Annotated in this window: 23 protein-coding genes; 14 read left to right on the top strand and 9 right to left on the bottom strand. The window is 31.2% G+C overall.

Annotated features, from left to right (window positions below):
- Positions 1–42 precede the first annotated feature (42 nt).
- Both lpxB and DEA20_03410 read right to left on the bottom strand, forming a co-directional pair.
- Complete coding sequence (gene lpxB / locus DEA20_03415; protein ID HBS48218.1) at positions 43–1,140, bottom strand: lipid-A-disaccharide synthase; 1,098 nt, start codon at positions 1,138–1,140, stop codon at positions 43–45.
- Positions 1,141–1,152: 12 nt separating this feature from the next.
- Positions 1,153–1,782 carry a hypothetical protein gene (locus tag DEA20_03410; GenBank protein ID HBS48217.1) on the bottom strand — a complete coding sequence of 210 codons (630 nt, stop codon included), beginning with the start codon at positions 1,780–1,782 and terminating at the stop codon, positions 1,153–1,155.
- Between the two features lie 322 nt (positions 1,783–2,104).
- Between DEA20_03410 and DEA20_03405 the strand changes: the two genes are divergently transcribed.
- From DEA20_03405 to rplU, 4 genes are all read left to right on the top strand, one after another.
- The gene (locus DEA20_03405) at positions 2,105–2,371 is read left to right on the top strand and encodes a hypothetical protein (GenBank protein HBS48216.1); all 267 of its coding nucleotides are present in this window, start codon (positions 2,105–2,107) and stop codon (positions 2,369–2,371) included.
- Positions 2,372–2,823: 452 nt separating this feature from the next.
- On the top strand, positions 2,824–3,675 hold the full coding sequence (locus DEA20_03400) for a hypothetical protein (protein HBS48215.1): 852 nt from the start codon (positions 2,824–2,826) through the stop codon (positions 3,673–3,675).
- A 147-nt stretch (positions 3,676–3,822) separates the two neighbouring features.
- On the top strand, positions 3,823–4,368 hold the full coding sequence (locus DEA20_03395) for a single-stranded DNA-binding protein (GenBank protein HBS48214.1): 546 nt from the start codon (positions 3,823–3,825) through the stop codon (positions 4,366–4,368).
- 110 nt (positions 4,369–4,478) lie between these two features.
- Positions 4,479–4,817, top strand: a complete 339-nt coding sequence (gene rplU, locus DEA20_03390) for a 50S ribosomal protein L21 (protein HBS48213.1) — start codon at positions 4,479–4,481, stop codon at positions 4,815–4,817.
- Between the two features lie 83 nt (positions 4,818–4,900).
- Here rplU and DEA20_03385 read toward each other — a convergent pair whose 3' ends face one another.
- The 3 genes from DEA20_03385 to DEA20_03375 are packed head-to-tail and all read right to left on the bottom strand — an operon-like array spanning position 4,901 to position 6,851.
- Positions 4,901–5,281, bottom strand: coding sequence for a type II toxin-antitoxin system death-on-curing family toxin (locus DEA20_03385; GenBank protein ID HBS48212.1), 381 nt, complete (start codon positions 5,279–5,281; stop codon positions 4,901–4,903).
- Positions 5,278–5,532, bottom strand: coding sequence for an AbrB family transcriptional regulator (locus DEA20_03380; protein HBS48211.1), 255 nt, complete (start codon positions 5,530–5,532; stop codon positions 5,278–5,280). Before DEA20_03380 ends, DEA20_03385 begins: the two co-directional genes overlap by 4 nt.
- 11 nt (positions 5,533–5,543) lie before the next feature.
- Positions 5,544–6,851, bottom strand: coding sequence for a glycine--tRNA ligase (locus tag DEA20_03375; protein ID HBS48210.1), 1,308 nt, complete (start codon positions 6,849–6,851; stop codon positions 5,544–5,546).
- 260 nt (positions 6,852–7,111) lie between these two features.
- On the opposite strand from DEA20_03375, the gene DEA20_03370 reads away from it, so the two are divergent.
- Genes DEA20_03370 through DEA20_03355 form a run of 4 tightly spaced genes read left to right on the top strand, consistent with a single transcriptional unit; the run spans position 7,112 to position 11,074 of the window.
- Positions 7,112–8,158: a hypothetical protein gene (locus DEA20_03370; protein HBS48209.1), complete on the top strand. Its 1,047-nt coding sequence runs from the start codon at positions 7,112–7,114 to the stop codon at positions 8,156–8,158.
- Positions 8,159–8,208: 50 nt separating this feature from the next.
- Positions 8,209–9,291, top strand: a complete 1,083-nt coding sequence (locus DEA20_03365) for a hypothetical protein (protein ID HBS48208.1) — start codon at positions 8,209–8,211, stop codon at positions 9,289–9,291.
- Complete coding sequence (locus DEA20_03360; GenBank protein HBS48207.1) at positions 9,288–9,968, top strand: integral membrane family protein; 681 nt, start codon at positions 9,288–9,290, stop codon at positions 9,966–9,968. Before DEA20_03365 ends, DEA20_03360 begins: the two co-directional genes overlap by 4 nt.
- Positions 9,944–11,074, top strand: coding sequence for a tRNA-guanine(34) transglycosylase (locus DEA20_03355; GenBank protein ID HBS48206.1), 1,131 nt, complete (start codon positions 9,944–9,946; stop codon positions 11,072–11,074). The genes DEA20_03360 and DEA20_03355 overlap by 25 nt, the downstream gene beginning before the upstream one ends.
- Before the next feature lie 307 nt (positions 11,075–11,381).
- Here DEA20_03355 and DEA20_03350 read toward each other — a convergent pair whose 3' ends face one another.
- The 4 genes from DEA20_03350 to murB are packed head-to-tail and all read right to left on the bottom strand — an operon-like array spanning position 11,382 to position 14,304.
- Positions 11,382–12,104 carry a hypothetical protein gene (locus DEA20_03350; protein HBS48205.1) on the bottom strand — a complete coding sequence of 241 codons (723 nt, stop codon included), beginning with the start codon at positions 12,102–12,104 and terminating at the stop codon, positions 11,382–11,384.
- A 30-nt stretch (positions 12,105–12,134) separates the two neighbouring features.
- A complete protein-coding gene (locus DEA20_03345) occupies positions 12,135–12,737 on the bottom strand; it encodes a hypothetical protein (GenBank protein HBS48204.1) in 603 nt (200 codons plus the stop codon).
- Between the two features lie 29 nt (positions 12,738–12,766).
- Positions 12,767–13,315, bottom strand: coding sequence for a hypothetical protein (locus DEA20_03340; protein ID HBS48203.1), 549 nt, complete (start codon positions 13,313–13,315; stop codon positions 12,767–12,769).
- A gap of 11 nt (positions 13,316–13,326) precedes the next feature.
- Positions 13,327–14,304, bottom strand: coding sequence for a UDP-N-acetylenolpyruvoylglucosamine reductase (gene murB, locus DEA20_03335; GenBank protein HBS48202.1), 978 nt, complete (start codon positions 14,302–14,304; stop codon positions 13,327–13,329).
- 230 nt (positions 14,305–14,534) lie between these two features.
- On the opposite strand from murB, the gene DEA20_03330 reads away from it, so the two are divergent.
- From DEA20_03330 to DEA20_03305, 6 genes are read left to right on the top strand one after another with little or no spacing between them, the layout of a single operon-like run.
- Positions 14,535–15,098 (top strand): hypothetical protein, encoded by a 564-nt coding sequence (locus tag DEA20_03330; GenBank protein HBS48201.1) that lies wholly within the window; start codon positions 14,535–14,537, stop codon positions 15,096–15,098.
- Positions 15,029–15,733, top strand: a complete 705-nt coding sequence (locus DEA20_03325; protein ID HBS48200.1) for a hypothetical protein — start codon at positions 15,029–15,031, stop codon at positions 15,731–15,733. Before DEA20_03330 ends, DEA20_03325 begins: the two co-directional genes overlap by 70 nt.
- 20 nt (positions 15,734–15,753) lie before the next feature.
- Complete coding sequence (locus DEA20_03320) at positions 15,754–16,284, top strand: hypothetical protein (protein HBS48199.1); 531 nt, start codon at positions 15,754–15,756, stop codon at positions 16,282–16,284.
- A gap of 9 nt (positions 16,285–16,293) precedes the next feature.
- The gene (murD, locus tag DEA20_03315) at positions 16,294–17,745 is read left to right on the top strand and encodes a UDP-N-acetylmuramoyl-L-alanine--D-glutamate ligase (GenBank protein HBS48198.1); all 1,452 of its coding nucleotides are present in this window, start codon (positions 16,294–16,296) and stop codon (positions 17,743–17,745) included.
- The gene (gene ftsW, locus DEA20_03310; GenBank protein ID HBS48197.1) at positions 17,714–18,826 is read left to right on the top strand and encodes a putative lipid II flippase FtsW; all 1,113 of its coding nucleotides are present in this window, start codon (positions 17,714–17,716) and stop codon (positions 18,824–18,826) included. Before murD ends, ftsW begins: the two co-directional genes overlap by 32 nt.
- Positions 18,827–20,407 (top strand): hypothetical protein, encoded by a 1,581-nt coding sequence (locus DEA20_03305; GenBank protein ID HBS48196.1) that lies wholly within the window; start codon positions 18,827–18,829, stop codon positions 20,405–20,407.
- The last annotated feature ends 1 nt before the right edge of the window (position 20,408 follow it).

Raw genomic sequence — 20,408 nt, 5'->3', positions numbered from 1 at the left:
CCCTTTTTATTTATACAGTTAAATGATTTTTCTAAATTTTGTTTATTTTTTTAAAACATTTCGAAGTGAATCGAGCTTCTCTTTGGTCTGAAGATAGCTTTTATTTTTGAGTAAAAATGTTTCGTACAAATTAAATGTAGCTTTGAAAATAAAATCGCTACTACATTTTTCTTGAAGCAGTTCTGGGAAAATTTCTTCTTTTAAAAATAAATTTGGAAGACCCATGTAACGTACTGATACTGCCATGTTACCAAGGCAGTAAGTAATCCACGAAACTTTATAAATTATGATAGTTGGGATAGAAAGTAGTGCGAGTTGTAGGGTGACTGTACCTGGTTTTGAGATAGCAACTGCAGATTTACTTAATTCTTCTAATTTTTCTTTTTCATCAAATATTGGCCGAATATAATTTCGCCAGTTTTCAAATTTTGCTTCTTTAAAAACTGAATCAACCAATTCGAGTGGGATAGATTCTGCAAGCGGCAAAATAAATGAGACATCACTGTAAATTGATTTGAAACGCAGTACAATTTCGCAAAAAATTGGAATCAAGCTTTTAATTTCGGATGCGCGAGAACCTGCTAAAAGTGCAATCTGATTTTTCTTTTCTTTGCTCATTTCAAAGTATGGTGATAGCTCTTCATAAAATGGATATCCAAACCATTTAGCTTCGACGCCATGCTTTTTGTACCAATCAATTTCAAAAGGATAGATTACTATCACCTCATCGCAATTTTTCTGAATTGAGCGCGCTCTCCATTCTCCCCAAACCCAAAGCTGTGGAGGTGAAAAATATGTTATTTTTAAATATGGCTTTTTGCTTTTTAAGTGTTTTGCAAGTAAGAGGTTAAAGCCCGGAAAGTCGACCAGAATAACTTCGTCAAAATTTTCTTTCAAAATATAATTAACAACTTTTTTGAGATGTTTAAATATGAAAGGTAAATGTCGAACAATTTCTAAAATGCCAACAAAGCTAAAATTTTCTATACGGTCGTAAAGCTTTATGTTTTCGCTTTCTAAAAATTTACCGCCGATAGCTTCGAAACTAATTTCTGTATTTTCAGATTTTAATTTTTTGACAAGCCAGCTTGCAATTTTATCACCTGAAAGTTCGCCTGTGGAAATAAAAACTTTTTTCATTTTCACTAACCTTTATTTTAAACAATCGTTTTTGCAAAATTGCAATCTAAGTGTTTCGATATCCTGCAATTGTGTTCTAAAATTTATAGAGACTTCCTCCGTTAATTGCAATATTTTTTTTCCGCAATCAACTTTTTCTGCAAACAAATTAAGTTTGAGCTTATTTAAATTTTTACTTTTTATTTTTAAATTTGAAAGTAAATTGGAAGAATCATTTAATGCACTTTTCAATGTACCATGACCTGCGCTTTTAAATGGTTTTTTGTTATCAATTAATTTTTCAATTTTATCAGAATATTTTTGCTGCAGAATGCCAATTTCTTTGAGCGGTTGTCCAACCGTTTTGTTAATTTGCGCCATTTGCGTTAACAGCTTTTTAGCTTCTATTAAATTTAGATTTTTATCATTTACATTTTTTTCCACATCACTTCCAATTTTTTCTAAAATTTCACCAATCGTTGCAGATATAAATGCGCATTCATCAACTGTTGCTTTCATAGTTGAACCGATATCTTCTTTGAGCTCATTTTTGGAAGCGTTTTTATTTTTGGCGGTAACATCTTGCTTAACAATAAAATTGTCTTCACTGCAAAGGGTTATGAAAAGACAAAGTGGTAAAAGAAATATTTTGGATATTTTCATAAAAGCTCCAGGAAAATTGGGGTAAGATAAAAGCAGATTTTAACATATTTATTATTCTTCTTCTATCTTACTATTTTCATTTAATTCATATTTATATTGTTTAATTCTTCTATAGGTTGTCTTTTAATTTATTTTTATCTTTGGTTTGCTCCACGCAAGGTGACAGAGAGGATTATGCGCAAAATCCTCTCTGTACTCTCCTATGCGCCAAAAGAGACTTTTGGATTTCCTTTAACGCAACGCTAAACTGTCTTGCCACAATTTCATTGTGCTGCGACAGTAGCCTTGCAAATAAGGATCTACAATATATAATAGGCCTCTTATGAAATCAGATATAAAAAATCCGTTTGCCCTGAGCGAAGTCTTTTTATGGCGCAGTCGAACGGGTACAAGCGGTATAATATGTATTTTCCTTTATTTTTCTAAATTTGAATTGTTGAAAAATTTAGAAAAACGTCTTTATGGGAATGACGAAAAAAAACGAAGATCCTTTCCGGACGCTATTTCCACGAAGACAGAAATCAAAATTGTGGTTCCTTATTGCAACGCTACTATCGCAGTGCAACGTAGTTGCATCCAGATAGTTTAGCGTTGTGGGAAATCCAAAAGTGCTTTTTTGGCGCACGGAGGATGCAAGGAGGTTTTTGCGACAAAATCTCCTTGCCCCTCTGCGGGAGCAGCCAGAAATAAACAAAAAACAGTAAAGAAAAGAATGAAGAATTTAATTAAAAAAATAGAGATAAATAAATTTAAGGGATAACCAATTCCTTATTTGCAGTTTGCATACCTCATCTCTTTATGACCCCATTTTTAAATCGCAAATAGCCATCAAATAATTTAAATTTTCCCACTTTTTGACAAAAAAGCGCGTTTTTAGGCTTTTTGTAGGGGGGCGTTTTTATTACTTTTTTTACAATGTTATACCTAGTTATATGAATGCTATAAAAGTTTTGTGGGGGTAGGGATAAAAGGAGATTAGTAATCGAAGTTTATAACTACAACTTTTAGGCAATATTAATTTTTTAAGTCGTGGGGGCTTTTATGAAAACAATGAAAAAGTTTAATTTTTTAGTGGCATTAGCTTTGATTGCGCAACTTTTTTGCAGCAATTTGAATGCAGGGTTGCTGTTTAATTCTGATGCAGAAAATAAAAAACAAGCAAAGAAAATTGAAGCTTTACAAGTTATTCAAAACGCAAAGTATGTTTTATCGCATAAACTTTTTGCTGATAATAATCCAGTTTTAAATGAAGAGATGGCAACTCGAATAGATACTATTTTTGCTGATATCAAAAAAATAGTTATTAGCGATAAGCATGTTAATGAAGAATCTTTTAACACTTCTTTAAATGATAAATTAAATAGTTTTATTGAAAATATTTTACAACCTATTGTTCAACAATCTGGTATTAATACAGAAACAGCTCTAAAAGATCGTTTAGAAATAATCAAATTTTATATTGGAGTTATTATAAACGAGCATGCAAAGCTTCATGATAAACCAAGTCATTTTATGAGAAACACTCTTATAGTAGGTACTCCTCTTGCTTTAATAGCAGCTGGCGTAGTTGCTTATAAACTTTCTAATAACCCACAAATGTGTGCACAAGTAGCTCAAAATGCAGTTGCTACCAAAGATGGCGTAATAGTTGCTGGTAAAACTATTGGAGATGGTGCTGTTGCGTTAGGTAATGGATGTGTAGATTTTGGTAAACAAAGCTTTTCTTTTGCATCTGAAGTTTGGAATGATTTACTTGTTCCTGCGTGGCGACATAAGAAAATTTTATTATCATTTTATCTAGGTTGTTGTTTAGGAAAAAAATTGGGAAGAGTTAATATTACTAGTGTTAATGTAACAAATCCTCCCTTTTGGTACTATTTATTGCCGTTTTAATAATTAAAATTTAATAACTTAATTCTCCTTTTCGCTTAGGCCTCAAAAGTTTACTTTTGGGGCCTTTTTTATTAATTTTTGATACAAGATTTATTTTGTGTTAGCATCATGCATAAATTTTGTTTTTAAGTAGAAAAGGAAAAGAAAATGGCTGGATATAATCGAATAATTTTTATGGGAAATTTGACCAGAGATCCTGAGTCAAAACAGTTAAGTTCAGGACAATCTCTTTGCAAATTGAGCATTGCTTCAAACCGTCAATTCAAAAATCGTCAAACTGGACAAATGGTTCAAGAAGTTTGCTTTGTAGATGTCGAAGTTTGGGGTGCTCAGGCTGAAAGTAGCCAGCAATATCTAAAACAAGGTAGATCCGTTTTGATCGAAGGTCGTTTAAAGCTTGATTCTTGGCAGGATAAAGAAGGTCAAAAGCGCTCAAAGCATTCCATCGTTGCTGATAGAGTTGTTTTCTTAACCAATGCAGCTCAAGCAGAATCTAGCTTCGGTGGACAAGAGTATGATGCAGAAACAACATCAGAAACCCAAATCGCATCTGAAGCTGAAGCCCCAAAGAAAAGCCGCAAAAAATCATCCGAAACTTCATTAGACTCTACTGAAACCTCTACAAATTGGGAAAATGGCGGAGAGGTCAATTTTAAAGACCAAAAACCGTTTGAAGATGAGTTGCCTTTCTAGACATCTTTTGAATTTTTGTTATTATTGAAGAGTTGTTTTATAAAATTTATATTATTTTGTTATTTTCTAATTGATAATTTTATTTTAAATCGCAGAAAGGTTGCTGGAAGATGAATCAAGATACTAAGGTTTCTTTTGAAAAATATGCTATTTTTCAAACCGGAGGGAAACAATACCAAGCGATTCCAGGACGCACACTTGCCGTTGAGAAATTGGAAGGTGAGGCAGGGAAAATGCTAGAGTTCAAAGAAGTTTTATTCAGAAAAAACAGTGAAAATGCATTCGAATTTGGCGAGCCATATGTTAACGGTGCATCTGTAAAAGCTTCGATTGTAAAAACAATGAAAGGTCCAAAGTTAGTGATTTATAAGTTCGGAAGAAGAAAAAAGCTTCGAACAAGAAAAGGTCACAGACAACCAATCACAGTTCTTAGAATTGAATCTGTTTAAAGATAATTCTTTAAAGAATTTAAAAAAGAGGCGATCGAAATTTCGATCGCCTCTTTTGTTTTGTGCAAATCTTTTTATTTTGTTTATTTTTTCAAAATTGCAGCAATTTTTTCTTTTGTGATCTTAGTAGTTGCTGTTTTTAAAGATAGTTCTGTTAGTTGTTTTTCGGTGATATTTATTTTTGTTTTATTGATTGTTAAAAAAAGCAAGGCTGAAGCAACGGATGTTCTTTTATTGCCATCTACAAATGGATGATTTTTTATTAAATGGAAAAGATAAGCCGCTGTCATTAAATAAATATTTTTATGAACGTATTTGTTTTGAATTTTAAATTCTGGTTGCGCTATTGCCGATAGAAACAAATGATTACTTCTAATACCAAGGGCTCCGCCATAAGTTTCGATAATATTTTTGTGAATTTCTAGTATTTCTTTCGCTTGCAAAAATTTAATTGATTTTGTCATTTTGATGCTAATTCTTTGAATACGGCATCATATTTTTTTAGAATTTTTTCAAAACCTTTTTGAACTTCTTTTCTGTTACTTATCTTTGTTATTTTTTTATTTTTTGATGTTTTGATTGGAGTTAATATTAAAGAGACCCCATCTGAAGTGATCTCTATTTTTATTTTATCTTCAATATTTAATTGTTTTAGTAAATCTTTGTTAATTAATAACGCTTTGCTATTTCCATGTTTTATTAACTTCTTTATCATTACTTATCCTTTTATTTTTTCAAAGTTTCTGCCAAGTAATCTGCAACTTTATCGATAGATATTCTTTCTTGAATGAGCGTATCACGATTTCTAGCTGTTACTTTATGGTCTGTTTCGCTATCAAAGTCGTAGGTAAAGCATATTGGCGTACCGATTTCATCTTGTCGACGATAAAGTTTGCCAATTGATCCTGCGCTGTCAAATTGAACATTGTAACCTAAAGATTTTAAATTTTTGTAAATTTTTTCTGCAGGTTCAGATAATTTTTTGCTCAATGGTAAAACTGCTGCTTTGACAGGTGCGATTGATGGGTGAAAACGCAAAACAGTTCTTGTTTCATTTTCAACAGTATCTTCGTCAAAAGAGTCACAAAGGGTTGCAAAAAATAATCGATCAAGACCAACAGAACATTCTATTACATTTGGAATGTATGATTGTTTTGTTTCGTCGTCATAAACGCCCAAATCTTTCCCTGAAAATTTTGTGTGCTGCGAAAGGTCGAAGTTAGAGCGATTGTGAATTCCTTCCATCTCTTTCCAGCCAAATGGAAAATCGTACTCGATGTCGCGCGCAGCTTTTGCATAATGAGCAAGTTCGTTTTTTTCATGATCTCGGAAGTGAATGTTTTCTGATTTAAATCCGATAGAGTCATAAAATTTTCTTCGAATATCTATCCAGAAGTCGAAAAATTTGGAAGCATCTTTTTCTTGGCAGAAAAACTGCATTTCCATCTGTTCGAATTCGCGCATTCTAAAAAGGAATTGTTTTGGTGTGATTTCATTTCGAAATGCTTTACCGATTTGTGCAATTCCGAATGGAATTTTGACTCGAGAACTAGTCATCACATTTTTGAAGTTAATAAAAATAGCTTGAGCTGTTTCTGGGCGAAGATAAGCAATTGAAGCATTTTCCGCCATTGCTCCAAGCTCAGTTTTGAACATCATGTTAAATTGACGAGGTTCGGTCCATTTTTTGACGCCACAGGAAGGGCAACTTTTATTTAAATCGATTTCGTCAGTTCTGTAACGTTTTTTGCAGCTTAAGCAGTCAACCATTGGGTCGCTAAAGTTGTCCACATGTCCCGATGCTCTCCAGACACCTTCAGGTCCAAGTAGTGAGCCTTCGATCAAAACTACATCTTCTCCACTTGTTGTTAAGTTTTTGATCCATGCATTTTTGAGATTTTGTCGCAATGCGACGCCAAGTGGGCCAAAATCATAGATTCCATTTATTCCGCCGTAAATTTCAGCAGAAGGAAATGCAAAACCTCTACGTTTACAGAGTGATACAATTTTTTCTAATGATGCTTTGGAATTCATTTAAAAGCCCTTTCTTTTCTTAAATTTTTTACACAGCAGACAGTATATCATATCTGTTTTGTGAGTGGAAAATATTATTAATGTGATTAAAGTTTTGTTAAAAAAGATCGAATTTCAGTTGTTTAAGTATTAAAAAACTATAAAAATAGCGGTTTTAACCAGTTTTTGACTTTGCCATTTGTAAAAAAACAGAATATTGGTACATTTATTAAATTCAATATTTCGGGGGAAATATTAAATTATTTATTTAGGGGCAATTTATGAAATTTAAAAGAATTTTATTAACCATTTTATTGGTGTTTTTTGCTTTTATTTTAAAAGCAGAGCGTGAATATGCTATTGATTTTGCAATGGTTTTTCATGATGCGATTAGCGAAATATTTGACGGAGTATCAGAGGGGGGGAATGCTACTAGATTTTCAACCATTATTCCAAGGCAAGCTGTTGAGAAATCTTTTTATTTAGAAGAAAAAAGATATATAAAATCTATAATGCAACTTTCGGGTTTTAATAAGCAGGAATTACTTGAATGTTTTAATGAGGCAAAACAAGAGGAATCTGCATTTATAGAAAATGTTACTAGAGAAGGTTCTTTGCCTTTAAATTTAGAGCTGCCATTGGGAGATGATAAGGTTATTGAAAAAGAAATATTTCAATCTATAGCTAATGAATATGGTCTAATTCCCTATGTAGATATTTTACCATTCTGTGGTTTTGATTTTTTTTCTTCTTTTAATAAATTTATTATTTTAATTGATATGCGCCAATTTGTAGAGCAATTGTATGGTAATATTCCGGTTTATAAAGCATTTGTAAGGCATGAATTGGAGCATTATCTTCATAAAGATTTTTTATGTGCTGCTTTTATAAATATCGTGTTAGAGCACGTTGACCAGCGTCAAGGGTCTATGCGGATAGCTGCTCCTAGAATTAGTGATGTTGAAATAAGAAGCTATCTTTTAAATCCATTATTAGCTTTGAATAAATTTTCATCTTTATTTCTAGCTCCGGGACAACAATTTCCAACTCCTTTATCAGCTGAAAATTTTAATATTGAAACTGTTGAAGGCGGAATAAAGTTGATTTTTATGTTTTTAGTCATAACTAAAGAATGTAGAGCAGATATTTTAGCATGTTATAAAAATTTAAATGATGGAAGAGCGATGGCTTTATTTCATTTTCAAGAGAGTATTAGGGGGGAAGAAGTCGTAGATTCTCAAGATGTATTTAGCTCAAGGCATCCATCGTACTTGAAAAGATCCATTATGTTAAATGCTGTATATTTATTATCGACCATAAGCGCATAGATTTAGCGTTGTTGTAGTTTGGGGAATAATCTATTATTTAGGGGCAATTTATGAAATTTAAAAGAATTTTATTAACCATTTTATTTATGTTTTGCGCTTTCATTTTAAATGCAGAGCGTGAATATGCTATTGATTTTGAAATGGTTTTTCATGATGCGGTGAGTGAAATATTTGATGGTGTAACTCAATACGTTAATCTTGCAAAATATTCAAAAGAATCGGATCGTCAAATTTTAGAAAGAATTTTTTATAAAAATGAAAAAAAATATATAAAAGCAATATTGCAACTTTCGGGATTGTCTAAAGAATTTTTAATAGAAATTTTTGAACAGGCAAAGCTGGAAGAGATTGATTTAGTACAAAAAGTTTTGCGTGATGAAAATTTAATTATAAATGGATCTATAAATTCAAAGCCTTTATCCATAGATAAAAAATATGAATTTGAGTTTTTTAAAAATGTTTGTAGTGAGTATGGCTTACAGGTAGGTGAAAATGTAGTACCTTTTTATGGTACTTATTTTTGTAATATATTTAATTTTATAGTTGTTGTTGATTTTGATATAAATCAAGATTCGATTAGTAATTATACAAATAGTATAAGGCATGAAATAGAGCATTTTTTACATAAAGATTCATTAGCATCAAATTTTATAAATAAAATCTTAAAAAATTTAAAAGATAAGCAATCAATTCAAGATGCTATTTTAAGAATAAGTGATCCTGAGGTTAAATCTTATCTTTTGAATTCTTTAAAAGCTTGTGAGAAATTTAAATTTTTGTTTTTGGTTTCTGGGGATAAATTAGAGAAAGATATAACTAATGCTCTTTTTGATATCAAAACAGATGTTGATGGAATAATTTTAATTGATATGTTTCTTACTCTTACTCGCGAAATAAGATCTGATATTTTATCTGGATGTAAAAAAACAGAAGATTGTAAAGATGTGTTTTTATATTATGTTAAAGAAATCGCCGAACGCAGAAGTAAATTGGTAGATGTGCAAAATATATTTATAACGCGTCATCCATCTCTTTCGAAAAGAGTTTATTATTTTCGACGTTTATACTATTTAAAACAAAATTCTCCTTTGTCGATAGTAGATTATGTTCAATTGGTAGAAAGTTTAATATGAATGAGATTTTATTCTTATTCCACATTTTAATTGTTTTTGCATTTTTAATTTTTTCGCTAAAGATGGGAAAAGAATTTTTGTTTTCATTCATTATTTTGCAATCAATTCTTGCTAATCTCTTTGTTTTAAAACAGATGAATCTTTTTGGGTTTGAGGTTACGTGTAGTGATGTTTTCGCTGTCGGCGCGATGCTTGGTCTTAATTTATTGCAAGAGTTTTTTGGTGTTGAATTTGCAAAAAAAGCAATTTACGCATCTTTATTTTTTGCATTATTCTTTTGCGGGATGTCTCTTTTCCAAATTTTTTATATTCCTAGTGTTCATGATATAAATCATTGTCATTATAATGCTATTTTGTCTGTTGAACCTAGAATCATTGCAGCATCATTTTTTACATATTTTGTTGTACAATTTCTAGATCTGAAATTTTATGCGTTTTTAAAGAAAGTTTTCAAAAAACATTATTTTATTATTCGAAATAGTTTTTCTCTTGTGTTGTTTCAGTTAATTGATACAATACTTTTTACTTTCCTAGGTCTTTGGGGATTGGTTGCATCGGTATCAGATGTGATTTTAATGAGTTTTTTTATCAAGCTTTTGATAATATTTGTTCTTTCGCCGCTTGTTTTGCTTTTTGTGAAAGTTTTTAAAAAATGGAACATTTTAAATTTGAATTAATACATCAATCTAAAAAATCTAAAGCTAGAGTTGGGCGAATTCATACTCCGCATGGAATAATTGATACGCCAAATTTTGTAGCGGTTGGAACAAATGGTACACTCAAAGCGCTTGATAGTGTAACTGTGGATTCTATTGGCTTGCAGTTAATGTTTTGCAATACCTATCATCTGATTTTGCAACCTGGTACAGAAGTGATAAAAAATGCAGGCGGACTTCATAAGTTTATCAATCGTAAAAATCCGATAATCACCGATTCTGGTGGGTTTCAAGTTTTTAGTTTAGCTTACGGATCTGTAGCTGATGAGCTCAAAAGTCGTGGAACCAAAAAAACTGACGGAACCGTTTTAAAAATTTCTGAGGATGGAGTTTTATTTCGTTCATATCGCGATGGTTCTCCTGTTTTGTTAACGCCAGAAACTTCTATAAAAGCGCAAAAAGATCTTGGCGCGGATATCATTATCCCATTTGATGAACTTCCTCCATACCACATTTCACCCAAAAAATTAAAAGAATCATTTGATAGAACTCACAGGTGGGAAAGAAGATCTCTTAATGCACATTTGCAAAACCGACAAAACCAAGCGATGTATGCTGTGATTCACGGTGGAGTTGATAATGAACTGCGTGCAAAAAGTTGTCAAATTTTATCAGAGTTAGATTTTGATGGATTTGCAATCGGTGGCAGTATCGGCAAAAATCGTGATGAAATGATTAACTTATTAAAGTTCACAATGAATCATTTGCCATTAGATAAACCAAATCATTTGCTTGGAATTGGTGATTTAGAATCGCTCAAACAATCTATTCCGCTTGGTATTGATACTTTTGACAGTTCATATCCAACACGTGCAGCGCGTCATGGAGTTTTGTTAACGCAAAATGGACCTTTGCGAATTTTAAAAAGTGGAAATTCAAATTTGTTCGAACCGATTGATAAAGATTGCGACTGTTTCACATGCAAAAACTTTTCACTTTCATATATTCAACACCTTTTCAAAGCGCGTGAGATGACTGTTATGAATCTTGCAACGATTCATAATTTGCATTTTATGGTGCGACTGATGGAGAAGTACAGACAGGATATTTTGGAAGATAGAATTTAACTTTGTTTATTAATAGACTTCTTCTGAAACTATAAAAACGTAACCAATTTATTAATACTTAATTCCAACATGAAAATACCGTTCACCCTGTGTGCCCGCCATAGCCTTGGCGAAGGTGGGAGCGTAGCCACTTTGTGGCGTAGTCGAACGGATTACGAATATTTGACTTTCTTATGGTTTAATTTTGAATTACAAGAATAGTTTCAGAAGAGGTCTAATAAATAGAAACAATCGAAAAATTTCGATGTAAATAAAAAAGACGGAAATTATTTCCGTCTTTTTTATTGATTTGTCTTAAATAATTTTATTAAGAATTTGCTCCACTAAGAAGTGCTGAAAAAGAATTCCAAAATCCTGTAGCCATAGTTCCTATATCTCCTGATTGAGCACCTTGTTCTATTTGATGTTCTCCTAATTCCATTTTTAGTTTTGCATTAAACAGTCTTATGTTTTGTACAAAATCAGAACTTGAGATTGCTTGTGTTATTGTTTTTGCGAAATCAGTACCGATAAAAGAATCGCAACAAAAAATGACGGCTGCAGCAACGGCAATTATTACTAAAATCCCAACGATTGCGAATGTTCCTGCAAGCAAAAGTGTTTTCATTAGAAAATAAGGAATATATAAAATTGTTTTTATGGTTGTCCAAATAAATTCTGAAATCGCTCTCAAAAAACTTCTTTTATCTTGTTTTATTTCATCTGGAAGATTTTGAATAAATTCTTTAAATTTTGCATCAATATTTGCATCTTTTAAAGCTTCTTTAATTTGTGCTACCGTTTGTAGAGGCAGAAGTGATTCAAGATATGTCGTAGCTTCTTTAAGCTTGCCAGCATTTAAGTTTTTGCAGAATTTTTGATGTATTTCAGTTGTTGTGATGTGAGATAAATTTGTAGGGAGGTTTTCTTTAATAAACTTGCAGTGTTCGCAATAACCCACAGAAAACGATTCTGATTGCGTGCGAATACTCGAAGCTGTTGCTGAAATGCCAAGAATTAAAATTGCAAAAAATATATTTGTTTTTTTCATAGATTATTTTTCCTTTTTTTATTTTTATTATTATCGACTAATTCCGTAAGTTGGCTTCGTTGAAGCATCTCTATATGAAGGTTTTTTAACTACTTTTGATTTAATTAATATTTCTTTGAGTGTATTGATAAGTGGTATTTTTATATTTTCTTGAAAAGAAAAATCACTTTTTTCGTAAATTTCGACACCTTTTTCTATTCCCATTCCAATGCAGTAAATTGCAATTCCTGTTACAAAAATGCCTGCTATAATTTCAGCGAACAGTTTGACGGAGTAAATAGAGGTAGATTTTGTTTTTTCAATTGTTTTGTTTATTACTGTTTCGATGTTGGCGGTAGCATTTTGGGAATCTTGTTTTATAATTTCTGCCATCTTTGGTTGCATATTTTTTATTTCTGTTTCAATCAAAGCGTAATCATTTGGGTTTAAGTTTAATTTTAGAAATTGCAAAACTTCGTTAAATTTACCATTTTGCATTTTAGTACAAACTTTTTGGTGAATTTCTTCTTGTGATACTTTTGCATCTTTTATTTGAGAATATATTGTTTTGCATAGTGTGCATTCAAGTGCATTTAAAGACGTAATAGTCATTAAGCAGATTGCTGTAAATACTATAAATAATATTTTTTTCATAAATCAAAGTCCCTAAATGATTTAAAAAATTAACCTAAAATAATTAAAAATGGAGATAAAATTAATAATGATCCGATTATTGCTGCAGGTAAAATAACTGCTCCTGTTACTATAATTGCGCCAACGGTGATTGCTGCAACTAAAAGTTTAAGTAATATAATTGTACTTACGATAATAAATGGTGCTGCTACTAAAATTGCTATACCTAAAGCAGTTGCTGTTAAAAATGAAACAAAGTTTTTAAAGAAAGATCCGAAGGCAAGTAGGGCGGATTCTTTTGATGCATATTGTTCTCTTAAGAATTTTTCAAATTGAGCGTGAAGCTGTGGAGGTAAAACTATTTTGGAAAGCTCTACACGTTGTTGTTCAGATAAAAATTTTTCTAAATATGAACTTGCTTCATAATATTTTTGATTTTCTATAGCAACGCAAACATTTTGGTGAACATCTTCTTGAGATATTTCTAGTTTGTTTATTTCACTAGTTAGCATTTTGCATAAAGTACAATCGACTGCACTTAAAGTAACAGCTGTTACTAAACTAATTGTTGCTAAAACTATAGTTAATATTTTTTTCATATAATTTCTTTCTATTTTAAAAATGGATATTTTTCAAATCCGACTAAAACGCATTCTGCGTGTGGAATAATTCCATAAGTTTTATAAACCATTTCTTGCATTTTGACTGCTAGGTTTACAATGTCGCTGGATGTTGCGCCCCTTAAGCTTTCGATCATGTTTGCATGTTTGGGTGAAACAATAGCATTTCCAACTTTTAATTCGCCCTTTATTCCCAATTTATCAAGGTAATATGCTACAAAGATCATCTTTTTAGCATTGATTTCTATTTTGACTTCATCTGCATGAAAATTTCTGAAAAAACTGCCGCATGTGTTTGAGGTAGGGTAGCGGCGATTTCTTTGACGAATTGTTTCATCACTTCTTCCTTTGCAGTAAGCAGCTTGAAGAGGTGAAACTTCATTGAGTGCAAAAATTGCATTAATTAAGAAATATTGTCCGGACTGTAATTTGGATTGGTCATAGCCAAACTCAAACCAGTTTTTATCAACCCAGATTGTTTGGCCGCTGTCTTTTTCAATAATCTGTCCAGCAACTAAAAAGTCGCTCAAAAAATAGTCGATAAAATGTATGTTTATATAAGTTGAGCCGCCCACAGTTCCAGGAATTCCGCTGAATTCTTCAAGTCCTACTAAATTGTTTTCCAAAGTAAAATTGATCAAATCTTGAATTTTGACACCCGCGCCGGCTGTAACCAATTTTTTTTGTTCATCTATTTTTGTATTTAATCCAAAGGCGGCAAGATTTTTTTGTTCTAAAATCGTAATATTTGAAAGTTTTGGATGAATTACAAGTCCGTCAAAGCCGTTGTCGCTGATCAAAATATTCGCACCTTCGCCTAAAACAAAAATTTTTAAATTGTTTTCAGCTGCGAATTTAACCGCTTTTGAAAAATCGTTTTCATTTTGCGGCTCACAGAAAAATTTTGCAGGGCCGCCGGTTTGAAACCAGTTTTTATCATGAAGAGGGATGTTTTTTAATATTTCCATAATTTACTTTCCTAAAAATTAACCTTGTTAACATAGCAAAAATGCTTGTTTTTGCGAATCTAAAATGTTTTTAATCGTTACTTTAATTTTGCTCTCAAAAATCTTACATACATAAATCTTTAGAATCCAACATTTTTCAATTTATTTTAATTCGCATTGACTATTTGAAATTAATATTGTTAATGTGAGTTTAGGGAAATAAAACAATGAATAAATGATTGGGGGCAATCATGAGTATTAATAAATTAGTTTTAAGCTTGATGTTAAGTGTTTTAACATTTTTAAGCTTAAATGCAGAATCACTTTTGGGTATGATGGATCATGTAGACATTTTTAATAATGGCAAAATATCTACGCATGCTATTTTTTCTTTCAAAAATGGTTGTAAACCAACTGTAAGCAATAGCGAATTAAACGGAGTAATTACTCTTACTATTACTTTTGCAGAATCTGATTTGGTAAATTTGATCGATAAAAAGAAGTTTTTTGATGAAATTAACGATTTAAAGTTAATTGATCTTGTCGAAGTCGATAATGAATATAAAAAATCTCGAATTGGACTAAAGGCAAAGACGGGTGCAACTGTATTTACATTTAAATATTCTAATAAAAACGCTTATATAAAATATTCAGAAATAGACAGAAATCGTTTTAAAATCGAAATTTTTTCAAAAGAAGAACTCAAAAAAATATCGAACAAAGTTGATGGTCCTCTTTATTTAGCATTAAACACAGAAGCAAGCGCTTTAGGCGTGGTAAAAAAAAAATTAAACAAGACTGCTGTATCCTTTTAGATCCTGGTCACGGCGGAGTTGCTGACGGTGCAAAATGCAATGGCTTGGTAGAAAAAACTTTAGTTTTAGACATAGCGCTTCAGACTAAATCTTTTTTGGAAAAGGTTGGATACAAAGTAAAGATGACGCGCGATAAAGATATAGAGGTTCCTCTTTTAGAGAGAACCAAAATCGCCCAAAAAGAAAATGCTGATATTTTTGTATCGATTCATGCAAACTCTTCAGGCGGATCACCAATTCCTCAAGGTATAGAATCTTACTATACAAATAATGCTAAAATAACTTTTAATAACAACTCTAAAGATTTTGCTTATGGTAATTTCGATGCTCAGCAAGAAGAAGAAAATCTCATAAATGTAATAAATTATCAAAAAAGTTATATGTCTTATAAATTATCTAAAATTATTCAATCTGCATTAATGTTTTTTACAAATAAGAAAAATGACTTAAAAATAGTAGATCGTGGTATAAAAACAGAGAATTTTTTAGTTTTAATAAGTAGTCCAGTGCCAGCTACTTTGGTTGAGGTTGGATTTATCACCAATTCAAGAGAAGCCCATTTGCTCGGAAATCAAAATTATCGTAAGCTTGTTGCATATTCAATTGCGCAGGGGATAAGAAAATATTTCGAGTAAATTTGGGGGACTTTTGGTGGATGAAAAAACAGTTTAATTTATTTTTACTAACATTTTTTACGATGTTTTCTTTTTGCAGTTTTTTATCTGCAAAGATAGCATTTCCGTTAAGATTTTTGGGTGTCGATTCGGTTTTGAAAGATATTGCTTCTGTAAAAAATGGATTTAAAGATTCTTTAAATGATATTGAAGTAATTTTTATTACAATTCAGATTCTTTTATTTTTAATAACTTTTTTCCTTGCTTTAATAACATTATTTTTCTTTTTTCAACATTTGCAAAAAACTAAAATACAAAAATTCAAAAGTTATCTAGGACAATTAAGGGTCGAATTTGCACTGCGAAATTGTGGAGCTATTTCGGATGTAAAAAAGGAATTATTTGATTTGATTGAAAATATTGTGCAAAAGAAATATTTTCTTAAAATGGTTGATAAGTCAGGAAAGCTTAGAATTTTAGAGACACTAGAGATTTTAAAAAATAAAAAGATTAGTTTTGAGCAAGAGATAATTTTAATAGATTCTTTGCAAAAAATTGTTGAAGGTTTTTAAATTATATTTATGCAAAAGATTGGAATTTTAGGATTTGGAGTTGTTGGAAAATCAACTCTAAATTTTTTAAAAAAAATACAAAGCCCATTAGAGCAGTTTGATCCAAAAAATATAAAAATATCTGTATTTGATCAAAAGGATTTAACTTCAAGCGAGATCGCTGAGATCGAATCTTTTGGCGCAGAATATTTTACTTCAAAAGATGTTTCTCTCTTCTTACAATCAAATGGTTATATCATCGCAAGTCCTGGAGTTGATTTAAGCGCATACAATAAATTTGCTAATAAATTTATTTGTGAACTTGATCTCTTTGCACAAGTGTTTAACAAAAAAACTGTTGCCATCACAGGAACTCTTGGTAAAACTACTGTAACAAATATGATTTATAAAATTACAAGTAGTTTTACAGATTTTGCTGTTAATTTGGGTGGAAATATTGGAAGCGGCATGCTTAATTTGGCTTTGAAAAATAATGACGTGGATTTGGCAATTTTAGAGTTATCTTCTTTCCAACTTGAACCAAATACAAAGTTTGCACCTGATCTTGCGCTTTTTACCAATTTTTATCCCAATCATCTTGACCGACATTTAACAACAAAAAATTATTTTGATGCTAAGTGGAAAATATTTGAGCATCAATCTAGCGATCAAGTTTCTATAATTCCTCTTTCATTGTTTAATTTGTATGAAGATTTGCCATCAAAACTTGCAACTTTAAAATCACAAATTTGTTTTATATCTTCAAATCCTATTAGTGATGAAGATAAAGAACGAATTAAAAAATTTGGGAAAATGGTTTTCTTTGCTGAAAAAGAGAATTTATATTTTGGATCGTTTAAAGCAGAAAATTTTGTATCTTTTAAAATTGCAGATTTGAATAATCTTCCAAGCAGTGGTTTTCTTGAAAATTGGGTTTTGATTTTAACTACATTTTATTTACTTGCAGGTAACTGTAACTTTTTAAATGATGAAAAGTGGACCGAAAAGTTGATATCAACAAAATTCAATCCAAGTGTTGACGCTTATCGATTAGAGCATTTTGCAAATTTTAAAGGAATCGATTTTTATGATGATTCCAAATCTACAGTTATTCAGGCTACAAAAGCTGCACTTGATAAACTTATCAATAATAAAAGACCGGTTATTTTAATTTTGGGTGGGCTTGATAAAGGTGTTGACCGTTCTCCATTTTTCAAAGATTTGCAAAACATTCCGCAAGAAAATTTAAAATCTATTTTTTGTCTTGGAAAAGATCCGCAAAAATTTGGTGGATATAAAACATTTCCTACATTGCAGGATCTTGTTGACGAAATTATGAAGATAGCAAAATCTGGGGATCAAGTTTTGTTTTCCCCTGGTGGAACAAGCTTTGATTTTTTCAAAAATTATAAACACAGAGGTGATTTATTTAAGGAGGTAGTAAGAGAGTATGCTTGCAAAGGAGAATCAGTTAAGAGTTAGTTTTCGTATTTTCTTTTCCATATCATTAGTTCTTATTTTAATTGGGATCATTTTTGTTTATTCTTCAAGTTCGATATATGCGCTCGAAAAGTTTGGGAGCGCTGGATATTTTCTAAAAAAACATCTTTTTTATTTAACGATAGCCTTTTGTAGTTTTATATTTTTTGCAAATGTGCGAGTTTCTCTACTTCAAAAATTAATTCCATATATTTTTTTATTGTCTTTAGCGTTAACTGCACTAACTTTTGTGCCTCATTTTAGCTTGAAGGTACATGGATCTAGTAGATGGTTAAACTTATTTGGATTTAGTTTCCAGCCGAGTGAAATTTTGAAATTCTTTCTTTTTATTTACTTAGGATTTTTTTTAGAGAAAAAAGAAAATTTTATTAAATCATTTTCTTATAGTTATTTGCCTTTTCTTGCGATACTTGGAAGTTGTTTTATTTTACTTATCAAGCAACCCGATTTTGGATCGGTTGCAACAATATTTTTGGCAGCGTTTGCTGTATTTTTTATTGCAGGAATTAAAGAGTCACACCTGTTTTTTACATTTTTATCCGCTTTGCCACTTGCAGTTGTAGCGATATTTTTTGTAGCGTATCGCTTTCAACGAATTTTGATTTTTTTAAATCCTTGGATAGACCCGCGCGGAAAGGGTTATCAAATCATTCAATCATTAATAGCGATAGGTAGTGGTGGATTTTTGGGACAGGGAATATCTTGCTCGAAGCAAAAGTTTTTTTATCTTCCAATGCTTCATACCGATTTTATCTTTGCAATTATTGCAGAAGAAATCGGTTTTGTAGGTTCATTTTTCATAGTTGTTTTATATCTTCTTTTCTGCTATTTTGGCTTGAGAATTGCAACTTTTTTGAAATCCCCATTTGCAATGTATACAACAATGGGATTTACGATTCTTATAAGTTTGCAGGCTCTCATAAATTTAATGGTTGTTTGTGGATTAGTTCCAACTAAAGGGTTAGGTTTACCTTTTATTAGTTATGGTGGCACAGCATTAATTTGTCATATTTCTATGCTCGGGCTGATCGCAAATTTTGTGAAAGAACAAAGAACAAATTAAATGCAAAAATTTCTTAAGACTTTTTTATTTCTATTTTTATTGAATAGTTCAATTTTATTTTGTGTAAAAAACGGACCAAGCCTGGCTTGGCTTGATGAATTTGGAGAAGATGAAAAAATAGAATCGCAAAGAACTTTGCCTGTAGAAAAAATGTCAATCACGCTTGAAAAACAAATAGAAACTGAAAAAAGAGAAATAGCGAACCGTGAAGGAAATATTGCTAGTTTGAAGCGATATTGTCGAATAGCTGAGCTAAAAGAAGCAAATGAAGAATTTGATAAATCAATTACTGATGCTTCTTCTTTAGGAAAACTTTATTATAAAACGCGAAAATTAGCTTTTAATGCGAAAGAAACTTTTGAAGACGCAAGAAGATCAGGGTATGGTCTTTTAGGTATAGATATTGATGAAGAAGACAGAGTGTCTAAAGAAAAATCAGAAAGATTAAAACAGCAAAGAACCATACTTAATCCGAAAAATTTAATTTTAGTACCAGCTAGAGTGATTTCGAATGCTTGTGCTGCATATTCGGATTCTAAAGAGAAAGAGTCTTTTGGACTTTGTAAAGACGATGATTATGTTTCAGAATTTGGGCCAGACGCAACTTACATGGGTGAACGGTTGGCGGCTGCAGCTTTAGAGTTTGCTGATATTATAAGTTCAAGAGGAGCATCTTCTTGGGCGCCTGCTCTATGGAAAACATTAATGGCAGGTTTATCGTATCAGCCGAATTCATTACAAGTTGCGATGGATAAATATTATGCTGGAATGTATAGAAATGAGCCTGAATTTAAAAATGCTTGGGTAGGATTGGTAGAAGAAGCATTGAATGATCCATATCTAATTCCTATGTCTGGTAAACCTTTAAATTTGGATTCAAATATTCTTTTGTATGTTCCAGAACACGGCGCTTTTATTTTTGATTTGGTTTATCCAATGTTTCAAGTTTATTTAACTTGGGGTATTTTGATTCCGGAAATGAAAAAATATTTGTTCTATAATATTTTAGGATATTTAATTAGATATGATGTTTTGAATTATTTTAAATTACATCAGAAAGATATTTGTATTCCTGCATTGATAAATAGATTAGTTGTTATTTATAGTGAAGTTGTAGCATCTGATGTTAAAATACTTAAAAAAGTAAAGAGTGTAGCTACAATATGCATAGCTGAAATTCGTGAAAAGCATGCTTTACCCTTTATTTCAGAGCAAGAACTAGGGGATGTTATAGATAATATACTTGTAAAAGTATTAGGGGATAATTATTTTCATTCGTTGGTAGTTTTTCAATATGGATCTCAGTATCTGAAAGATGTTAATTTTGAGAGGTTTGGCGAAAAATATAAATTTGATTTAAAAAATCATCAACCTTCAAATTTATCAGATTTGGCGAGCTCTATTAAGGTCGAAGATCAAATTTTTAAGGAGTATAAGCAAGCTAAAGCAAAATTTAGAGGTAATTTAAACAGTAAACAACATACAGATATAGTCTTAAATAAAGATGGACTTGGAATAGTATATTCTTCGGGGTGCGATATAATTAAGAAACCTAAAATTTCCTTTAATTTGCCGAAATAAA

It is taken from the genome of Candidatus Dependentiae bacterium, from assembly GCA_003511165.1.
Classification (GTDB): Bacteria; Babelota; Babeliae; order Babelales; family UBA12411; genus UBA12411.
Note: the sequence above shows the minus strand (reverse complement) of the source record. Positions and strands in the feature narration are given on the sequence as shown.

Excerpts from the sequence above, each read along its gene's own strand:
- DEA20_03410 (HBS48217.1), bottom strand. The coding sequence starts at position 1,782 with ATGAAAATATCCAAAATATTTCTTTTACCACTTTGTCTTTTCATAACC.
- DEA20_03360 (HBS48207.1), top strand. The coding sequence starts at position 9,288 with ATGAATGAGATTTTATTCTTATTCCACATTTTAATTGTTTTTGCATTT.
- DEA20_03355 (HBS48206.1), top strand. The coding sequence starts at position 9,944 with ATGGAACATTTTAAATTTGAATTAATACATCAATCTAAAAAATCTAAA.
- DEA20_03365 (HBS48208.1), top strand. The coding sequence starts at position 8,209 with ATGAAATTTAAAAGAATTTTATTAACCATTTTATTTATGTTTTGCGCT.
- DEA20_03375 (HBS48210.1), bottom strand. The coding sequence starts at position 6,851 with ATGAATTCCAAAGCATCATTAGAAAAAATTGTATCACTCTGTAAACGT.
- DEA20_03320 (HBS48199.1), top strand. The coding sequence starts at position 15,754 with ATGAAAAAACAGTTTAATTTATTTTTACTAACATTTTTTACGATGTTT.
- DEA20_03330 (HBS48201.1), top strand. The coding sequence starts at position 14,535 with ATGAGTATTAATAAATTAGTTTTAAGCTTGATGTTAAGTGTTTTAACA.
- DEA20_03340 (HBS48203.1), bottom strand. The coding sequence starts at position 13,315 with ATGAAAAAAATATTAACTATAGTTTTAGCAACAATTAGTTTAGTAACA.
- DEA20_03380 (HBS48211.1), bottom strand. The coding sequence starts at position 5,532 with ATGATAAAGAAGTTAATAAAACATGGAAATAGCAAAGCGTTATTAATT.
- DEA20_03345 (HBS48204.1), bottom strand. The coding sequence starts at position 12,737 with ATGAAAAAAATATTATTTATAGTATTTACAGCAATCTGCTTAATGACT.
- murB (HBS48202.1), bottom strand. The coding sequence starts at position 14,304 with ATGGAAATATTAAAAAACATCCCTCTTCATGATAAAAACTGGTTTCAA.
- DEA20_03385 (HBS48212.1), bottom strand. The coding sequence starts at position 5,281 with ATGACAAAATCAATTAAATTTTTGCAAGCGAAAGAAATACTAGAAATT.
- DEA20_03400 (HBS48215.1), top strand. The coding sequence starts at position 2,824 with ATGAAAACAATGAAAAAGTTTAATTTTTTAGTGGCATTAGCTTTGATT.
- rplU (HBS48213.1), top strand. The coding sequence starts at position 4,479 with ATGAATCAAGATACTAAGGTTTCTTTTGAAAAATATGCTATTTTTCAA.
- murD (HBS48198.1), top strand. The coding sequence starts at position 16,294 with ATGCAAAAGATTGGAATTTTAGGATTTGGAGTTGTTGGAAAATCAACT.
- lpxB (HBS48218.1), bottom strand. The coding sequence starts at position 1,140 with ATGAAAAAAGTTTTTATTTCCACAGGCGAACTTTCAGGTGATAAAATT.
- DEA20_03395 (HBS48214.1), top strand. The coding sequence starts at position 3,823 with ATGGCTGGATATAATCGAATAATTTTTATGGGAAATTTGACCAGAGAT.
- DEA20_03305 (HBS48196.1), top strand. The coding sequence starts at position 18,827 with ATGCAAAAATTTCTTAAGACTTTTTTATTTCTATTTTTATTGAATAGT.
- DEA20_03370 (HBS48209.1), top strand. The coding sequence starts at position 7,112 with ATGAAATTTAAAAGAATTTTATTAACCATTTTATTGGTGTTTTTTGCT.
- ftsW (HBS48197.1), top strand. The coding sequence starts at position 17,714 with ATGCTTGCAAAGGAGAATCAGTTAAGAGTTAGTTTTCGTATTTTCTTT.
- DEA20_03405 (HBS48216.1), top strand. The coding sequence starts at position 2,105 with ATGAAATCAGATATAAAAAATCCGTTTGCCCTGAGCGAAGTCTTTTTA.
- DEA20_03350 (HBS48205.1), bottom strand. The coding sequence starts at position 12,104 with ATGAAAAAAACAAATATATTTTTTGCAATTTTAATTCTTGGCATTTCA.